Raw genomic sequence first — 16,519 nt, forward strand, 5'->3', positions numbered from 1 at the left:
CTTCTGTCACACCGCGGCCATGGAGGGGGTGTCGAGGTCGTCGCGGCCGAGGCCGAATTCCTGGTGGAGCGCCGTGACCGCCTCCAGGACGCGGTCCAGCGGGACGATCACGGAGACCCGCAGCTGGGTGGAGGACACCCAGCTCGGCGTCACCCCCATCCGGGAGAGCAGCGCCAGCATCCGGGCCGTGTAGTCCGGCCGGTTGAGGAGGCCCACGCCGACCAGCGACACCTTGCCGACCTTCTCGTCCACCTCCGTGTCACAGCCGAGACCGGCCGCGATCCGGCCCAGCGCCTCGCGGGCCGGAGCCAGTCGGCTGCCGTGCAGCGCGAAGCCCATCCGGAAGCCGTGGCCGTCCGGCGCCCCCCAGGACAGGAGGTCGACCGGGACCGAGTCCCGCGCCAGTTCGGTCAGGATGTCGGCGGCCAGGCCGTCCCGGGGCCGGCGCGAGCGGGTGAGGGCCATCACGATGTCGGTGTCATGGGTGACGGCGGTGATCGATCCCTGTGATTCGAGCACGTCGATGCTCCGTCCGAGGATGGTGGTTCCGGGTTCCGTCGTGAACGTCCCGCGGACCACGACGTCGATCGCGTGCGAGGCGGCCAGTTCCACCGCGCGCGAGTGCATCACCTGGGCGCCGGCGAAGGCCATCTCCGCCATCACCCCGGCGTCGATCGTGGACAGCACCCGCGCTTCGGGCACCACCCGGGGATCGGCGGTGTAGATCCCCTTGACGTCGGTGTAGATCTCGCAGCTCGCCGCCGAGAGCGCGGTCGCGAGGGCCACCGCCGTCGTGTCCGAACCGCCCCGGCCGAGGGTGATCACGTCTCCCTCGGCGTCCTCGCCCTGGAAGCCCGAGACCACGACGACCTGGCCGCGGCGCAGATGGGCGAGGATGCGGGCCGGGTCGATCTCGGCGATCATCCCGGCGCCGTGGTTGCCCGAGACCCGGATTCCGGCCTGGGGGCCGGTCAGGGACACCGCCGGCGCCCCCTGGTCGTGCAGGGCCATGGCCAGCAGCGCGGCGGACGCGTTCTCACCGGTCGCCAGGAGCTGGTCCGTCTCCCGCGCCGCCGGGGCCGCGTGCAGCTCCAGCGCCGCGGCGAGCAGCTCGTCCGTGCTGTCCCCGCGGGCGGAGACCACCACCACCGTCGGGCGGCCCGTGTCGCGGAAGCGGGCGACCATCTCCGCGACCTGACGAATTCTTCCGGGAGTCGACAGCGAACTCCCGCCGAACTTCTTCACCGCTACTGACATGCGTCGTCCTCGCACCGGCTGATCGGGGCAGATGGCGTTGCGCGATCTCCTTTCTACACAGCGCCCGCCGATTCCGGATCCCGGATCCACGTGATGTGGGAGCGGCTCTTTCCGGAATCCCGCATCGGCGTGATGCGGGAATGCGGGCCGGTAATTCCGGTGCCGCGTACGGCACATGACCGTCGCGAAGCGGCGTACCGCATTCCGCCGGAATGACGGAACGAGGGCCGGGCCCCGGGAGGGAGGGGGCCCGGCCCTCGTCGCGGGCGGCGTCAGACCGTGTGGGGCAGCCGGATCGACTGCGCGTGACGGAAGACGTCGCGCCGGTCCCAGCGCGACTTCGCGCGCTGGAGCGTGGGGTAGTTCTGCTTCCAGTAGAGGTCGTGCCAGGCCACCCCGGAACGGTTCCACGCCGGGTCCGTGAGGTCCCCGTCGGCGTAGTTGATGTAGCAGCCGTCGGTCACGGCGTTCGGCACCGGGACACCGCCCGTCGAGGCGTACACCGTCGAGAACGCGCGCCGGATGTAGGCGAAGTGCTTCGCGTCGTCACTGGGGTTGCCCCAGGCCGTGCCCCAGAGCAGCTTCAGGACGCTGTCGCGGTGCACCTGCGCGGTGGCGGTCGGCGCCACGGCGTTGACCTGCCCGCCGTGCGCGGCGATCGACACCACGAAGGCCGGATGGTCGTAGTCCGAGTCGGTGAGCACCCGGTGGAGGCCGCCGATCTGGTCGTCCGTCAGCCCCTGGCGGTGGTAGCTCGACTTGTACTTGTAGCGGTCGGTCGGGTTGCTCATCCAGAAGCCGGGCCACCCCGTGGCCTGGAACCAGGGCAGCTGGTGCAGCTCCTGGTACTCCACCGGCGTGATCCCCACCCCGTCGTTGACGGCCGCGACGAAGTCGAGCAGGAGCTGCCGGGCGTTCGGCACGGCGGTGTCCATCTGTATGGAGAGCAGCACGCTGCCGCCGGCCTTCGGCCCCGGCTCCAGTCGGGCCGTGAGCCCCTTGTACGGCGAGGTCGGCGAGCTGTTCTGCTCGTTCCAGACGCCGTAGTTCCGTACGAGACGGGCGAAACGCGCCTCCGTCAGCTGCGCCCACGGCCACTGGAGCCAGGTCACCAGGACGTCGGTCGGGGGCGCGGGCAGCAGAGCCGAGGGGTCCGTGCCGGTCGCGGTGGGGGAGCGGAACCAGTAGCGCGTCACGACGCCGAAGCTGCCGCCGCCCCCACCGGTGTGCGCCCACCACAGGTCGCGGTTCGGGTCGCCCGCCTCGCGGGTGGCGACGACGGCGCGGGCCCGGCCGTCGGGGTCCACGACGACGACCTCGACGGCGTAGAGGTAGTCGACGACCAGACCGTGCAGCCGGCTCAGGTTGCCGTACCCGCCGCCCTGGACGTGTCCGCCGACGCCCACCGAGTAGCAGGCGCCACCGGGCAGGGTCACGCCCCACTGCCGGAACAGCGCGTAGTACGTCTCCCCGAGCGTGGCCCCTCCCTCGACGACGAAGGCCCGGTGGGCGGGGTCGTAGTCGATCTTCCGCATCCCGGACATGTCGATGATCACCTTGACGTCCGGGTGGTCGACGAAGTCCTCGTAGCAATGACCGCCGCCGCGCACGCTCAGCCGCTTGCCCGCGCTCACCGCCTCCTGCACGGCCGCGACCACCTGGGCGGTGGAGCGGGGCAGGCGGACGCTGTCCGGACGGCTGTGGAACAGCTGGTTCTGCCCGCTGGTCAGCCCGGAGTAGCGGACGTCCTGCGGGCCCACGGTCAGGGCGCGCGCGACGGCGCCGGTCTCCGTGGTCCCGGCCGTCCCCGCGGCGGCGGGCGCGGCGGCCTGGGCGGCGGTCACGCCGGCCGGTGAGGTCAGTGCCGTGGCGCCCACGACGGCCGCGGTACCGGTGAGGAGCCTCCGGCGCGATACCGAGGTCATGGTTCCCCCTAAAGATCGTCAAAGCGTCGAGCATCGTCTTGGTGGTTGCTCGGGGAAGATGTCATCGCGGGGAGCGCCGACACATCACGTGATCACGTGATGCCCGGCGTACGGGGCGCCCGGTTCACTGGATTCCGGCAGAGACGGATCGCGGCATGGACGCGACGAGCGTGAGGACGCCGATGAGCATCCCGTGGGGCCCGCAGGGCGCCGGAACCGGTTCGGAACAGATCACGTACGTAGCCCCGGGCGAAGGCCCGAGTGTCTGGGCGCTGCAGGGCGACAAGTACACGATGAAGGCCGGCAAGAGCACCACCGGCCCCGGGTTCACCATGCTGGAAGGCGAGATCGCCCCGGACAACGGTCCGCCGATGCACATCCACAACGACGCGGACGAGATCTTCTACCTGCTCGACGGCGAACTCACCGTGGCGTCCGGGGACGAGGTCATCAAGGCCGAGAGCGGGGCGTTCATCTTCATTCCGCGGGGTGCCAAGCACAAGTTCCGGAACGACTCCAGCAAGATCACCAAGCTGTTGTTCGTCCTGGCCCCCGCCGGTTTCGAGAACTTCTTCTTCGAGATCGGCCAGCCGGTGGTACCCGGCCTGGAACGCCCGGCGGAGCCGGTGGGGTACGAGCAGCTGGTGATGCAACGGGCCGAGGAGTTCGGCATGTTCATCGTCGACGAGTAGGGGCTCCGGAGGGCTTCGGTCCACGGAGACGGGACGAGACGAGACCGCCCGCCGGGGGTTCCCGGCGGGCGGTCTCGGTGTCGGTAGGGGGCGGAGGGAGGCCGGCAGCGGGGCCGTCTCGGGGCCGGAGGTGGTGGCGACGTCGCACGAGGCGGTACGGATCCTGGGCCGGTCGCGGGCAGGGCCGTGTCCGGGGGCCGTGTACGTGCGCCGTGCTCGGGGTCCTGCGCTGGGCCGTGCCCTGTGGGCGAGGTCGTGCCCGGGGGCGGTGGGCGAGGTCGTGCGCGGGTCCCGCACCGGGCCCCACCCGGGTCAGTCGCCGTCACCGCCCTCCGCGGCGCGCCGCAGCAGGCTCTCGTACACCACCCCCGGCTCGTCCTTCGTGACGACGGGGAAGCCGGCCCCCTCGCGCCCGAGCCAGTGCCGCTCCACGCCCGGGTTGTGGGCGCCGAGCCCGCCGGGGGCGAAGACGTGCGGGCTGCCCCGGACCTCCCCGCCGAGCGAGACCTCCAGATGCTCCTCGATCGCGGCGCGCGCCCGCCCCCGGACCAGCGCGCCCTTCAACGCGTCGGCGTCCACGCCGCTCTCGGCCGCGACGGCCAGGATCTCGTGCCGCATCGTGATGTTCCGGCTCTGCCCGAACAGCGCGACGCGCAGCGCCCGGTCGAGCCGTTCGCTCGCCCGCAGGCCCTGCTCCTTCGCGGCCTCCACGGCCTCCATGGCGAGCAGGGTGCTGACGGGGTACTCGTACGACGGCCGCTGCCACATCTGCCAGCCGGCGCCGGGCTCCAGCGCGCCGACCACCGGCGTCTCGGCGTCCAGGATCAGCTTCGGCGTCGACATCTCGTTGACGAGTTCCAGTGGGAAGGCGCGGACGTCGAAGCGGACGTGTGCGTCGAGGCCGAGCGCGGCCCGTGTGGTGTGCAGGCGGTGGACCGCGAGGTGGGCCCAGGGGCAGCCGAGGTCGGCGAAGACGACCAGGGTGCCGGGAGCGACGTCCACGCTCGTCACGCCTCCCCCCAGATGCCGGTGACGGGCCTCCAGCCGAGGACCTGATGGGCGGCGGCGCTGCTCACCCGCTGCGAGGGCAGCTCGGGGGCGAGGTCGCGGGCACGGGCCGGCGGCGGCGCGCCCACCGCGCGCGCGAGCCGCTCCACGTACTCCCGCTCCCGGAGCGGCTCGTCGGCGATGTTGAACACCATGCCGGGCGGCCGGACCTCCACGGTGGCCGCGACGGCGGCGGCGAAGTCGCGGACGTGCACCATCGAGAGCCACGAGGAGCCGTCACCCGCGATCGGCAGGGTCCCGCCGAGCAGGCGCCGGCGCTGGACGTCCTGGACCGTGCCTGGCCCCGCGAAGCGCGCGCCGCGCAGAACGGTCCAGTCCGGGCCGTCCCCGGCTTCCCGCCGCACGGCTCGTTCCATGACGCGGACGGGCTCGACGAGCGCGCCCCGCGCCGGATCGGCGTCGAACGGCGTGGACTCGTCGAGGAGCCGGTCGCCGCCGTCCGGGTAGACCATGGTGATGCTCATCTGCACGAGATGCCGGACGCCGGCGGCGCGCGCGGCCTCGACCAGCCTGCGCGTCCCCTCCTCCCGCAGCCGGGTGTTGACCTCCCAGGCTCCGGGAGCGGCGGGATCGGCCGGTACCGCCGTGGCGGCGTTCACCAGGACCTCGGCGCCGGCCAGCACGCCCGCCAGGTCTTCGCCCGGGATGTCGAGGAGGCTCGCGACGACCCGCTCGGCACCGGCCGGCGCGGGACGGGAGCCGGGAGAGAGCACGGTGACCGCGTGTCCGCGGTCCAGCAGACGGGGCACCAGGGCGTGTCCGAGCACCCCTGTCCCACCGATGACCACGACCCTTGTCACGGACCCTCCCCCTTCAGCCGGGGAGCCAGTTCGGCGGCGAAGGCGGCGAACGACCGCGCCTCCCGCCCGGTCAGCTCCTTCACCGCGCCGGTGACCGTCTCCGCCTCGCCCGCCACGTAGGTGGCGTAGAGCTGGAGCCGCGCCTCGACCGCCCAGGCGGGGACGCCACTCGCGCGCATCGCCTCCGCGGCCCGTGACGGCGGGACGTCGAGGTAGCGGATCTCCCGCCCTGCGGCGGCCGACAGGGCGGCCGCCACCTCGGCGTACCCGATCGCCTCGGGCCCCGTCAGCTCGTACACCACGCCCCCCTCGCCGGGCGGCGGCCCGGTGAGCAGCACGGCGGCGGCCGCGGCGATGTCCCGCACGTCGACCATGCTCACGCGCGCCCGCCCGGCGGGCAGGATCACGGCTCCCCGGGAGGCGATGGTGGGCAGCCACTGGGCGGCGTTCTGCATGAAGGCGTTGGGACGCAGGGAGGTGTACGGAAGTCCCAGCCTGGCCAGGGCCTGTTCGGCGAGCCCGTGCTGACGGTGGACGAGCACCGGTGAGGCGGGATCGGCGCCGAGGGCGGAGACCTTGACGACATGGCCGACGCCGGCGTCCGCCGCGGCGCGGGCGACCCTCCGCTGGAGGAGGTCCTGGCGGGGATGGAACGGGGTGAGCAGGAACAGCGCCGCGCACCCCTTGAGGGCCCGGACGAACCCGTCCGCTCCCTCCGTCTCCACCTCGACGGGGTCGGCGTACTCCGCCACCGCCGGACCCCGCCCGGGCCGGACCAGCGCGACGGCCCGGTGCCCGAGGCCGTCGAGCTCACGCAGCAGCGCACGGCCGATGTTGCCCGTACCGCCCAGGACGGCGATCCCTCGGCTCACAGCGGGTCCAGGGCGCCGGCGCCGGCGTCGACGAGCCGCTCGGGCAGTGCGTTGTCCTGCGCCGCGTCGGCGAGCAGCTCCCCGAGGACGGGGGCCATCTTGAAGAGGTTGTGCCCGGCGACGGCGGTGACCCCGTCGGTGTGCCAGGCGCGCAGCGCGTCGCTCCCGGCGGGCAGCTTGGTCATGACGCACACCCGTACGCCGACCGGTTCGGGGTCGAGCCCGGGCAGGGCCCGCTCGACGTAGTCCACGATCCGCTGGGCCTCGACGAGGGTGCTGCTTCCCTCGGGCAGGACTCCGTCCGGCCCGAAGGGGATGTCGACGTCGACGCCGATGCGCCCGATGACGTACTTCCCGGTGTCGCCGATGGGGGAGCCGTAGACGGTCTCGCCCCAGATGCCGGCCCGGTCGACCCAGCAGGGCAGCGGCCGCGTCCGCCCCGGCTCGTACCCGCGGATCCGGAAGTGCGGCCGTACGTGCAGCCGGGACTGGAGCGGAATGTTGATGCCCACCCCCCGGGCGAGCCTGGGCACGGCGGTTCCGGCGGCGATCACGACATGGCGGGCGCGGTAGATGGCCTCGGTGGTCTGGATCTCCACCCCGTCGCCGTCCCGGGGCACGGTCACGCTGTGGATGTCGGCCTGCACGATCCGGTCGCCGACCCACTCCACGAGCGCGTCGATGGTGTTCCGGGCCCGTATCGCCCCGGCCTTCTCATCGATGAGCAACGGCCCGTCCACAGGCGAGAGTCCGGGGAACACCTCGTCCTGCCGGGAAGCCTCCACGAACCGGTGCTCCACGCCGTGCAGCGCGAGCCCCTTCACATCGGCGGGCCCCATCCCGCTGTAGACGGCGGTCTCCGACCCGACGAGCACCCGCCCACTGCGCCGCTCCCACTCCCGGAACCCGGCGAGCCCGTCGACGGCCATGGACACATGCCGCTCGTCGTCGTGACGATGCCGAAACGTCCGCGTGAGCCCCCCGGACAACCCGCTGCCGGGCGGCCGCCCGTCGAAGCAGGTGACGTCGACCCCACGCCGCACCAAACTGTCCACGACGGCAAGCCCGAGCACCCCCGCCCCGATGACGGCCACCCCGATCTCCCGCCGATGCCCACCACTGACCGCACTCGTGGAACGGCTCATGCCATGCCTCCTGTCCGCAGGACCCGGTCACTCTCCTCCCCGAGCATTCCTGCCGCCCCGCGGCCTGCCATCACGCATTCGCGTGATCGTCGGGGGCGGGGGCCGGGGTGGGCCGGCGCCTTCGCTCCTCGTCCTGGCCCGGCCACGAGCGCCGGCGGCGCTGTCCGCAGACACGTTCTGCGAGGCGCCGTGTTGCCGGACCGAGCGGTACCGGACGCGGGGCCGTTCCTGCCGGAAGGCCGGAAGGCCGGGAAGGCGGGAAGCCGGAAAGCACGGCAGGCCGCAGTGCGTGGCGGGGTTCAGAAGGCAGAGTGACCGTGCAGCTCGACCTTGGCCGCACGGACGAAGCGTGCCTCCGCCTCGCCGAATCGGCAGACGGCGTCGAGGTAGGTCCTGCTGGAGGTCGGGGGACGAGACGACCATCCTTCCAGCAGCGCACCGAACTCCTCCTCGTCCAGGGCTCCTGACGGCAGTGCGTGGTACGCCTCACGGCAGCCTCGCGTCGCCTGCCCGTCCGGCTCCTCCCGGTCCGCGGGGCCAGGGGACCTGAGGCCGGCCAGCGCTTCCGTGAGCCGTACGGCGTCAGCGCTCACGACCGGCTCCGCGCCGTCCGTCAGCCGACTGAGCTTGCCCCGCGCCCTTTCGTAGGCCACCTGCTTGCCGAGGTGGTAGGCCATCATCTGAGCGGCGTCGGCCATCCCGGCGGCGGGGGCGGCGACCTCGTCGGGGCCTTCCAGCTCGATGATCGTCTGGGCCCCCTTGAGGGTCGCGAGCGCATCCTCCATGGCGGCCCTTCCGGCCCGCACGTTCTCCGCCGCAAGGTCATGCTCGCTGTCCGCGGCACAGCGCTCGCCCAACTCCTGCACGCGATGGGCGGCAAGGAGGAAGGAGGCGTACGCCTCGCGCTGGATACCGCGCCGCCACTGGAGGTGCGTGGCGTCCGCCTGGGCGCGGACCGCGTCGAGCGCCGCCTGGTAAGCGGACCTGGCTTGAGCCAGCCCCGCTTCACTGGTGGCTTCCGCCGCCCGCAGGGCCGCCTTCGTCTGCCACCGGCCGATCAGCACGCTCGCGGGAACCGCGATCCCCGCGACGACGGCTGCGGCCATCGCGGCTATCCCTTCAAGATCCATGCCGCTCATGGTGGCGCACCCGAAGGGCCAGGTCACGCGATCCCCGCCCCACCCTCGGCCTTAAGCCGCCCGTGCGCCCACCGCGGCAGGCGGGAGCCACGGGCGGTGCCGGACAACGCAGCTCACCGGGTGCGCTCCGACAGGTGCGGCCCCGCGTCCGGAACGCGTCGCCGGCCGTATGCGAGGAGCCTGCGCGCCCGTCGTCGGTCTCGCCGGATCGCCCCGCGCGACGATGGCTACGCCGTGGTGAGGGCGTCGGCGATGGTCTGCATGCCCTCGACGACAGCGTCGGCCTGGGCGTCGGTGAAGAGGTCGGCCTTGTGTGGTTCGTCGGCGTACCCGATGACCGTCGTCCCTGCCGCGTGCGCGGCCTGGATGTCCGTGAGCGAGTCGCCGATCAGGACGCAGTTCGTGACGTCCATGTGCACCTGCTCCGCCGCCGTGATGAGCGGGAACGGGTTGGGCTTCATGAGATGGGGCTGTCCTGCCGGGCGCCCGACGATCCTCACGACGTACTGCTCCAGCCCGTGCAGTTCCAGGAAGCGCTGGACGCACTCGGCGGAGTTGTTGCTCACCACCACGACGGCCCGCCCCGCGACGCGTGCGGCCTCGAGCGCTGCGACCGAACCGGGAGTCGGCGGCCCTGCGACCGCGACAGCCTCCACCTCCGCGGCCGTGAGCGCCGCCTCCACTCTCCGTCCGAGATCGGCGTCGATCGCGTGAGCGATGCGGAGGACCTCGAGCGGATCGTCCGTCCGCTCCGCTGTGGAGCCTGCCGCATGATCCTGGGCCGCGACGAGCGCGGTGAGCCGCCTCGCGATGTGGGGCGCGGGTAGTCCGGCGAACACGTCGCAGAGGGGGCCGTCGAAGTCGAACAAAATCACTCGCGCGCTCGCCAGCAGGCCCGGCAGCTCGTCGTCGTGCGTCAAGATCGCAATCCCTTTCCGATGGTCACCCGAACGCTGTCGTACCGCTTGCGGGCCCACCTGCCGGGCTCCACCGGACGATCCGCCCGCCTCCCATCCCATCGAGACCGGCGACGGCCTGCGGTTCACCCCCCGGAACGGGCTTCCTCTCGACGTACCCCCAGTCCACGCCGGGAACCCCGAGCCCTGGCGCTTCCGACATCCGACATCCGACACCTGCCCGCACGACGAGGCCCCACCCGGGCACGGACGACGAGGCCGCACATCGAGCATGTCGTGGGGGAGGACATACTCAGGGCGTGGACACATCCGGCGGGCGCCCAAAACTCGAACGGCAATGGGCGGAGACGGACAACAACGTGTACGGCGTGCTCCACGGCGGGACGCATCCGCTGTAGCCGCGCGCTTCGTCGGTGCCGGCTGGAGATCCCGTTCCTCGTCGTGGCACGCCTACGAGCTGGAGACCAGCTGGTGCCGGCTGGAGATCGACCCGGTCGACGGCCCGGACGTCCTGCTCAACGGCGTGGTCGACCCCCTCCGCCTTGACGGCCTGGGGCGACTCCTGGGCTCCCTGGGGTTCCCTTACGAGCTTGAACTGAGCGACGAGAACAACACCCTGGTACGAGAGATCAGAGGTTGATAGGTATCCGCCGGAGCCAGACACCTACGCGACGCGAGACACCCCGTGCTCTGCGTCAACGCTGGTGACACCCCCCGTTTCACGTCCCCTGCCCCTCCGGGAGCAGTAGGCGTTCGAAGGAACCAGAACGGAGGAGTCCACCCCGGCGGCCGGTTCATCGCGTGTCCGGCGGGGGCCGGACATCCGAGCCGTTCCACACGCACCACTGACGACCTAGCCACTCGCACTCCGGTACGGAACCTCCCGTCATCGGTACAACGATCGGCTCGCTCGCGCCCCACCAGCACCGGCCGGGTCAGCACCCTGCTTGCGGTGTCCTGCATATGAAGGACCATGCCGACGTCGTCGATCCCCGGGTTGCCCCGCGGCCTGTAAGACGCCCGCGAACAGAGGTTCAGGATCACGTTCTTGCAGGGTCGGCACACGGCCCGTCAGCTCCAGTCCGTTCAGGCGCACGCGCGGGTCATGAGCGGCATCAGCCGCTACGCAGACGAGCCGGCCGGTGCCGTCGAAAGTATGCGTAGACAGGGGGCACCGCTGGATGAGAGTCGTATGCCGTAGATGTCAGGGGAGAAGGGTTCGGCCGAGAAGCGGCTCAACTCAAGGACTCCTGGGAGCACGGCCCTGACTTCGTCGGCGGGCATGCCGAAGTGCAGTGGTCCGACGCTCTGCAGCGGCCTCGCAGCACTTACACCGACCGAGCCGGCTCCTCGGCGGTCTCTCGAGCGCCCCAAGCCATACCCCGTTCCCCCACCCCGCTGCCGCGGCACGGTCTTGACCGGTGTCGATGCAACCCGACCCAGCCGCGAAGGCCACAGAACCTGTCGTACGGCGGCTCAGGGCGGCATACGGCTGCGCAACGCAAAAGACCCCGTCCTCAGCATTTGCGCTGGTGGCGGGGTCTTCAGGCACTTCCTGCGAAGTGCCCCCGGCAGGATTCGAACCTGCGCACACGGCTCCGGAGGCCCTGTGCGTCCCGCCCATTACCGCTGGTCAGAGGCGTGTGAGTGCATCGGCATGCCTCCGCCGTCCACGAATAGGCCACGTGCCGCACAGGCGGCTACTCCAGCAAGATCTCTTCGGGGCGCCGCGGTCTCCCGCACGGTCAGTATGTGCTTGATGCAGGCTTCGAGGTCTCCTCCGTGGTCCTCCCGGGCCATGCTTCTGAGCTCCCGAGCCAGGTCCATCCCGTTGATGAGGACGATTGGGCATTGGTTTTCCACCATCTCGGTCTGTGCGGGCACGGAATAGGCGCCGGTCGTGACGTACACGCCGACCCAGCCGCGCCGAAGCCTGGCGACGACGCGAGCGATCTGCTCGGCGGTCACGAGGGTGTCGACACTGACGCATTTCTCGTGTCCGAGGACGACGAAACTGGTGCCGGCCAATCCGCTGCCGATGTCGAGTCGCCCGACGAAGTCTGCGCCTCCGTCGCCGGATCGTCGTGTGAGCCACCCCTCGACGTAGCTGTTGCCGGCTTCGCGCAGAACACGCGATGCGACTGCAGAGGCGACAGCCTCGAAATCGTGCGTGCGTCCGTCGAAGTACTTGTAGATCAGACAGATCCTTGGCCTCGGGGGTGCCCGGAGCCGGCCGCTGCTCGGGCACTTTGGTCACCTCGGCGCGAGCAACGCGTCGCCGGAGCCTAGGCAGTGCCGAGTTGCCGTGCTTGACCCACTCGCGCCAAGCCCGCGGTGCGAGCACGTAGTTCGTGAACGTCGTGTACTCGCTGCCACCCCACTGCACCAGCCGCTCTGCCCGCTCCCGCTGCCTTGCCTCGGGTGCTGGCGCCTGTCGTTCAGGACCTCGGGGATTTCTTGCCCGCTTGCTTGGCCAGGGTAAACCTGAACTCACTCGAAGATGATCTCAGCATCATCATTTATGGATCTGTCTGAAATTCCATGCTTTGCAAGCATCTCGCGCCATTCTTCCTCTGGCCCCATCATGGAGTAATTGGCGCCAACGATGCTCCATCCAAGGCGCTTCGGCGCTTCGATTCGGCGCTCCTCCCATAGATGGGCAACGTAGTCCGCGGCCTCGGTGGTGAGGATTTCGAGGCCTGTCATAATCATCGAGTAGAGGTCAAGATCAAGGAATCGCTCAAAATTCTCCCTGGGTGAATAATGGACTGGACAAAAATACCCTCCCCCGCACTGGTATTCTCCGTTATGGCGTTCGCGGTCCTGTGTGCACCGCTCGTGCTCGTCCCCAATAACCGCCAAGTCGAAAACGTTCTCGAATGCCGCAAGCTTTCGAAAGTCGGGCTGAATCACCCACTTGATTAGGCAGAGGTCAGAATACTGAACGAATCTGACTCCCACGAGATCATGCCGTAGCCACCGCCGCATGCGGTCTTCGAGCCCTGGTAGAGCATCTATTTCGACCGCCTCGCGCGCTTCATTTACTGGGTAGCGGGCGCAGGTTTCTTGCACGTGGCGAATGGCTTCACGGATTGAAATCCTAAAGAACTCCCTCTGCGGATTTACGCGATTAGCCCTGAGTAGGGAGTGGAGCTCCTTCTCTGCGGCCCCCGCGTCGCTGACCACTTGGTCGTAAATTACCTCGTATTCTGCTGGCACTCCCGTTCCGCGCGAGATTTCCCTGGCACGCTCATTCGACTCCCTCGCGGTTCGGCCGATCTTTAGCAATCCGGGGATGTGGGGATTGGCGAGGATGTAGATTAAGCCACGACTGCTCTCGCTCAAGATGTCTCCTGATGGCGGCGTACGCTTTTGTGTCACCGCTTGGGTGAATCGACTCCAACAGTAGAGCGGGATCAGTCCTGCAAAATTTCCACGAGCATACGAATTCCACCGAAAAGCTCATCGTAGGTCATAATCTTGAGGTCTCTGAACGAGGAGCGGTAAAGCTCAAACGACCTACGGCCTCCCTCATTCAAGTCCTCCACTTCCAGGTCCCCAATGATCACTACTCCCATTGGCTGAGTGGCTCTGAGGCCTGGCGTTTCGAAAGAAAGGGCAGGGAGATTTGAAACTAGACTGTGCCGGTATTCGAGCACTTGAACCGTCGACCCCGCCAATTCGCGCGACGGGGCGTATACATTTCCCCTGTATTTCTGAGGGGCGAGCAATTTCGTTGCAGGCGTCTTTATCTCTACAAGGGCCGCGTTTCCGCCGTGCTGGGCCAGAAAATCGAGTACGTTACCACCCGTATTGGCGACAGATTTTCCCCCTACGTAACACTTGCTGCTCAGCGTGTACGCTCGCCCCTCAAGCGCAAGAGAGAATGCCTCCGGATGACCCGAAAAGAGTCGTTGCCAGTATTCCTCATCGTCCTTTCCTCGATTCTGACCCCAGACGTCCAGCAGGTCAGTAAGTCGATTTGACGTGTTGCGCCTCATTGCGGTGGACAGTCCGCGCCGAACTCTCTCGAAGTGCGCGTCACGCATCTTCAAAAGCTCTTCGGAGGAAAAAATTTCGGGGTTTTTGTCGACAAGCGCGTGGTGTGTGGGGCACAAAATTATGACGTTATCGACGGAGTCCCCTCCACTCGCCGCTAGGGAGGGGGAATACCGCGGTCCGCCAGGCGAGAGGGAAGAAATACGAGCAACCTCAAGCAGGGGGACGCCGTTGTCCAGTGTCACGGGTGGGCACTCAGGGAAGGCGCATCTGTTCGCGGACCGCCCGAATGCGATCTTGATGACGGAAGCGGGGACGGGGCCACGGCGGCTGGGACTATCCATGCCTCGATCTTGCCGCAACCGACCTGCGGTCGTGGGAACTTTCCCAGGTTGCGACGTCGACCCACTGCGAGAGTACAGCGGTCGCCGATAGGCTGGATGACGGTCTCCTCAACGCTGTGGGCACTGGGTCGCTAGCTATGGCCCCACGATTCCTCCGACTCGGCAAGCTGCATTCACGAGCTGGTCGACTTTGAGCATCTCGGCCGGCCGTCGCCTCTTGGTGCCCCATAACGTGGTCCCCTCTCAGCCGACACGCTCATGTGCCACGACGAGACTGGCACCGACGCGGAGCGACCACACCGGCGGCCACCACTTCGCGGCAGCAGCTGCTCCCCGCCCGCCCATTCCCGGTGGTGCGGTCGCCTCACGCTCCCGTCATCCGTGACGGCGGGGGTACGGCGCTCGGCCCTCCTCAGGCCCGGCAGTCAGCCGACGCTGCGCAAGGGGCCGCCGCTCCCCTCGCTGCTAGCCGTCTTTGGGACTCCCGTCTTGGCCGCAGTCGGCGGCGCTCGTGGCTACGCATGCCATGTGACGGTTGCCGTGCTTGAAGTCCTGCTTCGGCTGCCCATCAACCCGCGCCGTCAGGCGTGCGGACGGCGGTCGGGCTGGAGCGGGGCGTAGACAGGAGCGCAGGCCCGGGCGACGGGCCGCGCGCGCCGCGCCGTGCGCGGCGGGTGCCTTGATGAGGTAGAGAAACCTGTAACAGCTCACCACGACCTCGCGCTCTTGTCGGCGTAGCCGGTAGGTGCTGGCATGTATGCGGGGACGCAACGCATGGGGGGCGACACATGAGTGGTCTCACGGTGAATCCGTGGAAGCGGCATGGCAGGGATCGGCTCTACGTGAACCTTCCGGACGGTACCGCCGTCGCGTGGGCAGATCGAGCGTCCAAAACCGTGACCATCAAGGTCCAGGAACATAAGAAGGAAGCGCTGGCCCTGCTCCGCAAGCACCTCGGCAACGACCTTTCCGTGGGGCCCGCTCCTGCTACTGCTTTGGCACCACCCTCTGCGTCTCGCGCTCCACAGTCCATGACCCCAGGGGGGAGGCAGCCCGCAGAGCGGCCGGCGGTTCTCCCGCCCCTCTCTGCCAGTGAGGACTTGGCAAGGAACCGCCCTGGCGCCAAGCTCCTCGGACTCATCGCCGAGAGGGGACCATCAACCGCTCAACGGCTGCGAGCGAAGCTGCTGCGGCAGTCTTCGGAATGGGACAGCTGGTACACCGGCCTTGGCGGCGAGCAGAGAGTCGGGCGAGAGCTGGAACGCCTGTCCTCGCTGGGCTGGCGGACGTTGCACGGCATCGAGAAGAGCAACGGTGGAGACATCGATCATTTACTGATCGGTCCCGGTGGGGTATTCAACATCAACACCAAGACCCACAAGGGCGCCACGGTTTGGGTCGGTGACGCCATGACCAAAGTCAACGGTGGCCAGCCACATCCCTACGGTGCCGCGAGCAAGGCCGAGTCCAACTACGTACGGCGGGTGCTCTGGCGGTACTGCGACTTCGACGTGCCGGTCGCCCCGGTCCTAGTGTTCGTAGGCGTCGCGTCCCTACATCGCGCAGCCACGCAGAACAGCATCCGGGTGTACCAAGAGCGAGAGGTCTCGTCCCTCGGCCCTCTCACAGGCAAGCTCACCTCTGAGCAAGTGGAAGCCGTGTACGCAGTCGCCCGTCACCGACGAGCCTGGCTGAGGACGTGACCTTCCGCGTCCCGGAGAAGGCGGCTGGTGAAGCCCCCTTGGCAGAGGCGCTCATACGCATCGACCACGTCGTCAGGTACCTGCTGACTGATCATGAAGCCTTGGTCCGGATAGATCAGCAGTCGTTGGAGAGCGCCTACAAGCATGTCGATGACCATGGGGGCGTCGCCGATCGAGTCGACGTAGTCCTGGAGCGTCATAGGGCTCGAAGCGCTGACGATCTCGACTTCGGGCCACAGCTTCTGCGCCGTGGCGTAGGCCCGCCGCTCCTCGTAGGGCTTGCTGATCAGCAGCACTGAGGACACCTCGATGCCGGCGCCGGTGAGGAGATCCCGTGAGAAGCGGATGTTCTCGCCGGTGTTGCGGGCCCGGGGCTCCACCATCACCGCCGAGTCAGGGACGCCAAGTTCGATCGCCCGCTCGCGGTAGTGCACGGCTTCACCCCGGGGCATGCGTTCGCGTGTCGTCGGGCTGGTCGCCCCGGCAAACACGAGGAGTGGGGCCATGTTGCGCTTGTACAGGTCGGCTGCGGCGTCGGCCACCCCCAGGTCGTGACTGCCGAGCCCGATCGCCACTGAACAGGGCCGGGGTGTGTGACCCATCTGCTGGTAGTCCCACAGGCGCTGCGTGTCGGCCCAGTCCTGGGTGGAAATCACTG

General features: G+C 69.0%; 15 protein-coding genes and 1 tRNA gene. 3 read left to right on the top strand and 13 right to left on the bottom strand.

Translation table 11 applies throughout. The annotated features are described in order from the left end of the window. Window positions 1–6 precede the first annotated feature (6 nt). Together ACZ68P_RS05450 and ACZ68P_RS05455 are read right to left on the bottom strand one after the other, a co-directional pair. Window positions 7–1,257 (bottom strand): aspartate kinase, encoded by a 1,251-nt coding sequence (locus tag ACZ68P_RS05450; RefSeq protein ID WP_471002975.1) that lies wholly within the window; start codon window positions 1,255–1,257, stop codon window positions 7–9. A 272-nt stretch (window positions 1,258–1,529) separates the two neighbouring features. Continuing rightward, window positions 1,530–3,182 (bottom strand): FAD-binding oxidoreductase, encoded by a 1,653-nt coding sequence (locus tag ACZ68P_RS05455; protein ID WP_471002978.1) that lies wholly within the window; start codon window positions 3,180–3,182, stop codon window positions 1,530–1,532. Between the two features lie 155 nt (window positions 3,183–3,337). Between ACZ68P_RS05455 and ACZ68P_RS05460 the strand changes: the two genes are divergently transcribed. Next, window positions 3,338–3,874, top strand: coding sequence for a cupin domain-containing protein (locus tag ACZ68P_RS05460; RefSeq protein WP_365721334.1), 537 nt, complete (start codon window positions 3,338–3,340; stop codon window positions 3,872–3,874). Window positions 3,875–4,186: 312 nt separating this feature from the next. Here ACZ68P_RS05460 and ACZ68P_RS05465 read toward each other — a convergent pair whose 3' ends face one another. The 6 genes from ACZ68P_RS05465 to ACZ68P_RS05490 form a co-directional block, all read right to left on the bottom strand. Next, a complete protein-coding gene (locus ACZ68P_RS05465) occupies window positions 4,187–4,885 on the bottom strand; it encodes a DsbA family oxidoreductase (RefSeq protein WP_471002982.1) in 699 nt (232 codons plus the stop codon). After that, complete coding sequence (locus tag ACZ68P_RS05470) at window positions 4,882–5,742, bottom strand: NAD-dependent epimerase/dehydratase family protein (RefSeq protein WP_471002985.1); 861 nt, start codon at window positions 5,740–5,742, stop codon at window positions 4,882–4,884. The genes ACZ68P_RS05465 and ACZ68P_RS05470 overlap by 4 nt, the downstream gene beginning before the upstream one ends. Then, window positions 5,739–6,614 carry an NmrA family NAD(P)-binding protein gene (locus ACZ68P_RS05475; RefSeq protein ID WP_471002988.1) on the bottom strand — a complete coding sequence of 292 codons (876 nt, stop codon included), beginning with the start codon at window positions 6,612–6,614 and terminating at the stop codon, window positions 5,739–5,741. Before ACZ68P_RS05475 ends, ACZ68P_RS05470 begins: the two co-directional genes overlap by 4 nt. Beyond that, on the bottom strand, window positions 6,611–7,759 hold the full coding sequence (locus ACZ68P_RS05480) for an FAD-dependent oxidoreductase (protein WP_471002991.1): 1,149 nt from the start codon (window positions 7,757–7,759) through the stop codon (window positions 6,611–6,613). Before ACZ68P_RS05480 ends, ACZ68P_RS05475 begins: the two co-directional genes overlap by 4 nt. 299 nt (window positions 7,760–8,058) lie before the next feature. Next, on the bottom strand, window positions 8,059–8,889 hold the full coding sequence (locus ACZ68P_RS05485; RefSeq protein WP_471002994.1) for a hypothetical protein: 831 nt from the start codon (window positions 8,887–8,889) through the stop codon (window positions 8,059–8,061). Window positions 8,890–9,125: 236 nt separating this feature from the next. Then, window positions 9,126–9,818, bottom strand: a complete 693-nt coding sequence (locus ACZ68P_RS05490; RefSeq protein WP_471002997.1) for an HAD family hydrolase — start codon at window positions 9,816–9,818, stop codon at window positions 9,126–9,128. Window positions 9,819–10,152: 334 nt separating this feature from the next. Here ACZ68P_RS05490 and ACZ68P_RS05495 point away from each other — a divergent pair, with 334 nt between their 5' ends. Further along, window positions 10,153–10,455 (top strand): hypothetical protein, encoded by a 303-nt coding sequence (locus ACZ68P_RS05495; protein ID WP_471003000.1) that lies wholly within the window; start codon window positions 10,153–10,155, stop codon window positions 10,453–10,455. Window positions 10,456–11,378: 923 nt separating this feature from the next. Here ACZ68P_RS05495 and ACZ68P_RS05500 read toward each other — a convergent pair. From ACZ68P_RS05500 to ACZ68P_RS05515, 4 genes are all read right to left on the bottom strand, one after another. Further along, window positions 11,379–11,456: transfer RNA gene (locus tag ACZ68P_RS05500), tRNA-Arg, on the bottom strand. Continuing rightward, complete coding sequence (locus ACZ68P_RS05505) at window positions 11,439–12,020, bottom strand: restriction endonuclease (protein ID WP_471003877.1); 582 nt, start codon at window positions 12,018–12,020, stop codon at window positions 11,439–11,441. The genes ACZ68P_RS05500 and ACZ68P_RS05505 overlap by 18 nt, the downstream gene beginning before the upstream one ends. 285 nt (window positions 12,021–12,305) lie before the next feature. Then, on the bottom strand, window positions 12,306–13,160 hold the full coding sequence (locus ACZ68P_RS05510; RefSeq protein ID WP_471003003.1) for a GIY-YIG nuclease family protein: 855 nt from the start codon (window positions 13,158–13,160) through the stop codon (window positions 12,306–12,308). A gap of 71 nt (window positions 13,161–13,231) precedes the next feature. Continuing rightward, window positions 13,232–14,059: a Shedu anti-phage system protein SduA domain-containing protein gene (locus ACZ68P_RS05515; RefSeq protein ID WP_471003006.1), complete on the bottom strand. Its 828-nt coding sequence runs from the start codon at window positions 14,057–14,059 to the stop codon at window positions 13,232–13,234. Between the two features lie 995 nt (window positions 14,060–15,054). Between ACZ68P_RS05515 and ACZ68P_RS05520 the strand changes: the two genes are divergently transcribed. Continuing rightward, entirely contained in the window at window positions 15,055–15,861 is an 807-nt protein-coding gene (locus tag ACZ68P_RS05520; protein WP_471003009.1) for a nuclease-related domain-containing protein, read from the top strand. Here the strand turns inward: ACZ68P_RS05520 and ACZ68P_RS05525 are convergent. After that, the gene (locus ACZ68P_RS05525; RefSeq protein ID WP_471003012.1) at window positions 15,834–16,517 is read right to left on the bottom strand and encodes a YdcF family protein; all 684 of its coding nucleotides are present in this window, start codon (window positions 16,515–16,517) and stop codon (window positions 15,834–15,836) included. The two genes, ACZ68P_RS05520 and ACZ68P_RS05525, sit on opposite strands and share 28 nt — an antisense overlap. Window positions 16,518–16,519: the final 2 nt, after the last annotated feature.

This window comes from Streptomyces sp. NPDC036822 (assembly GCF_055609145.1).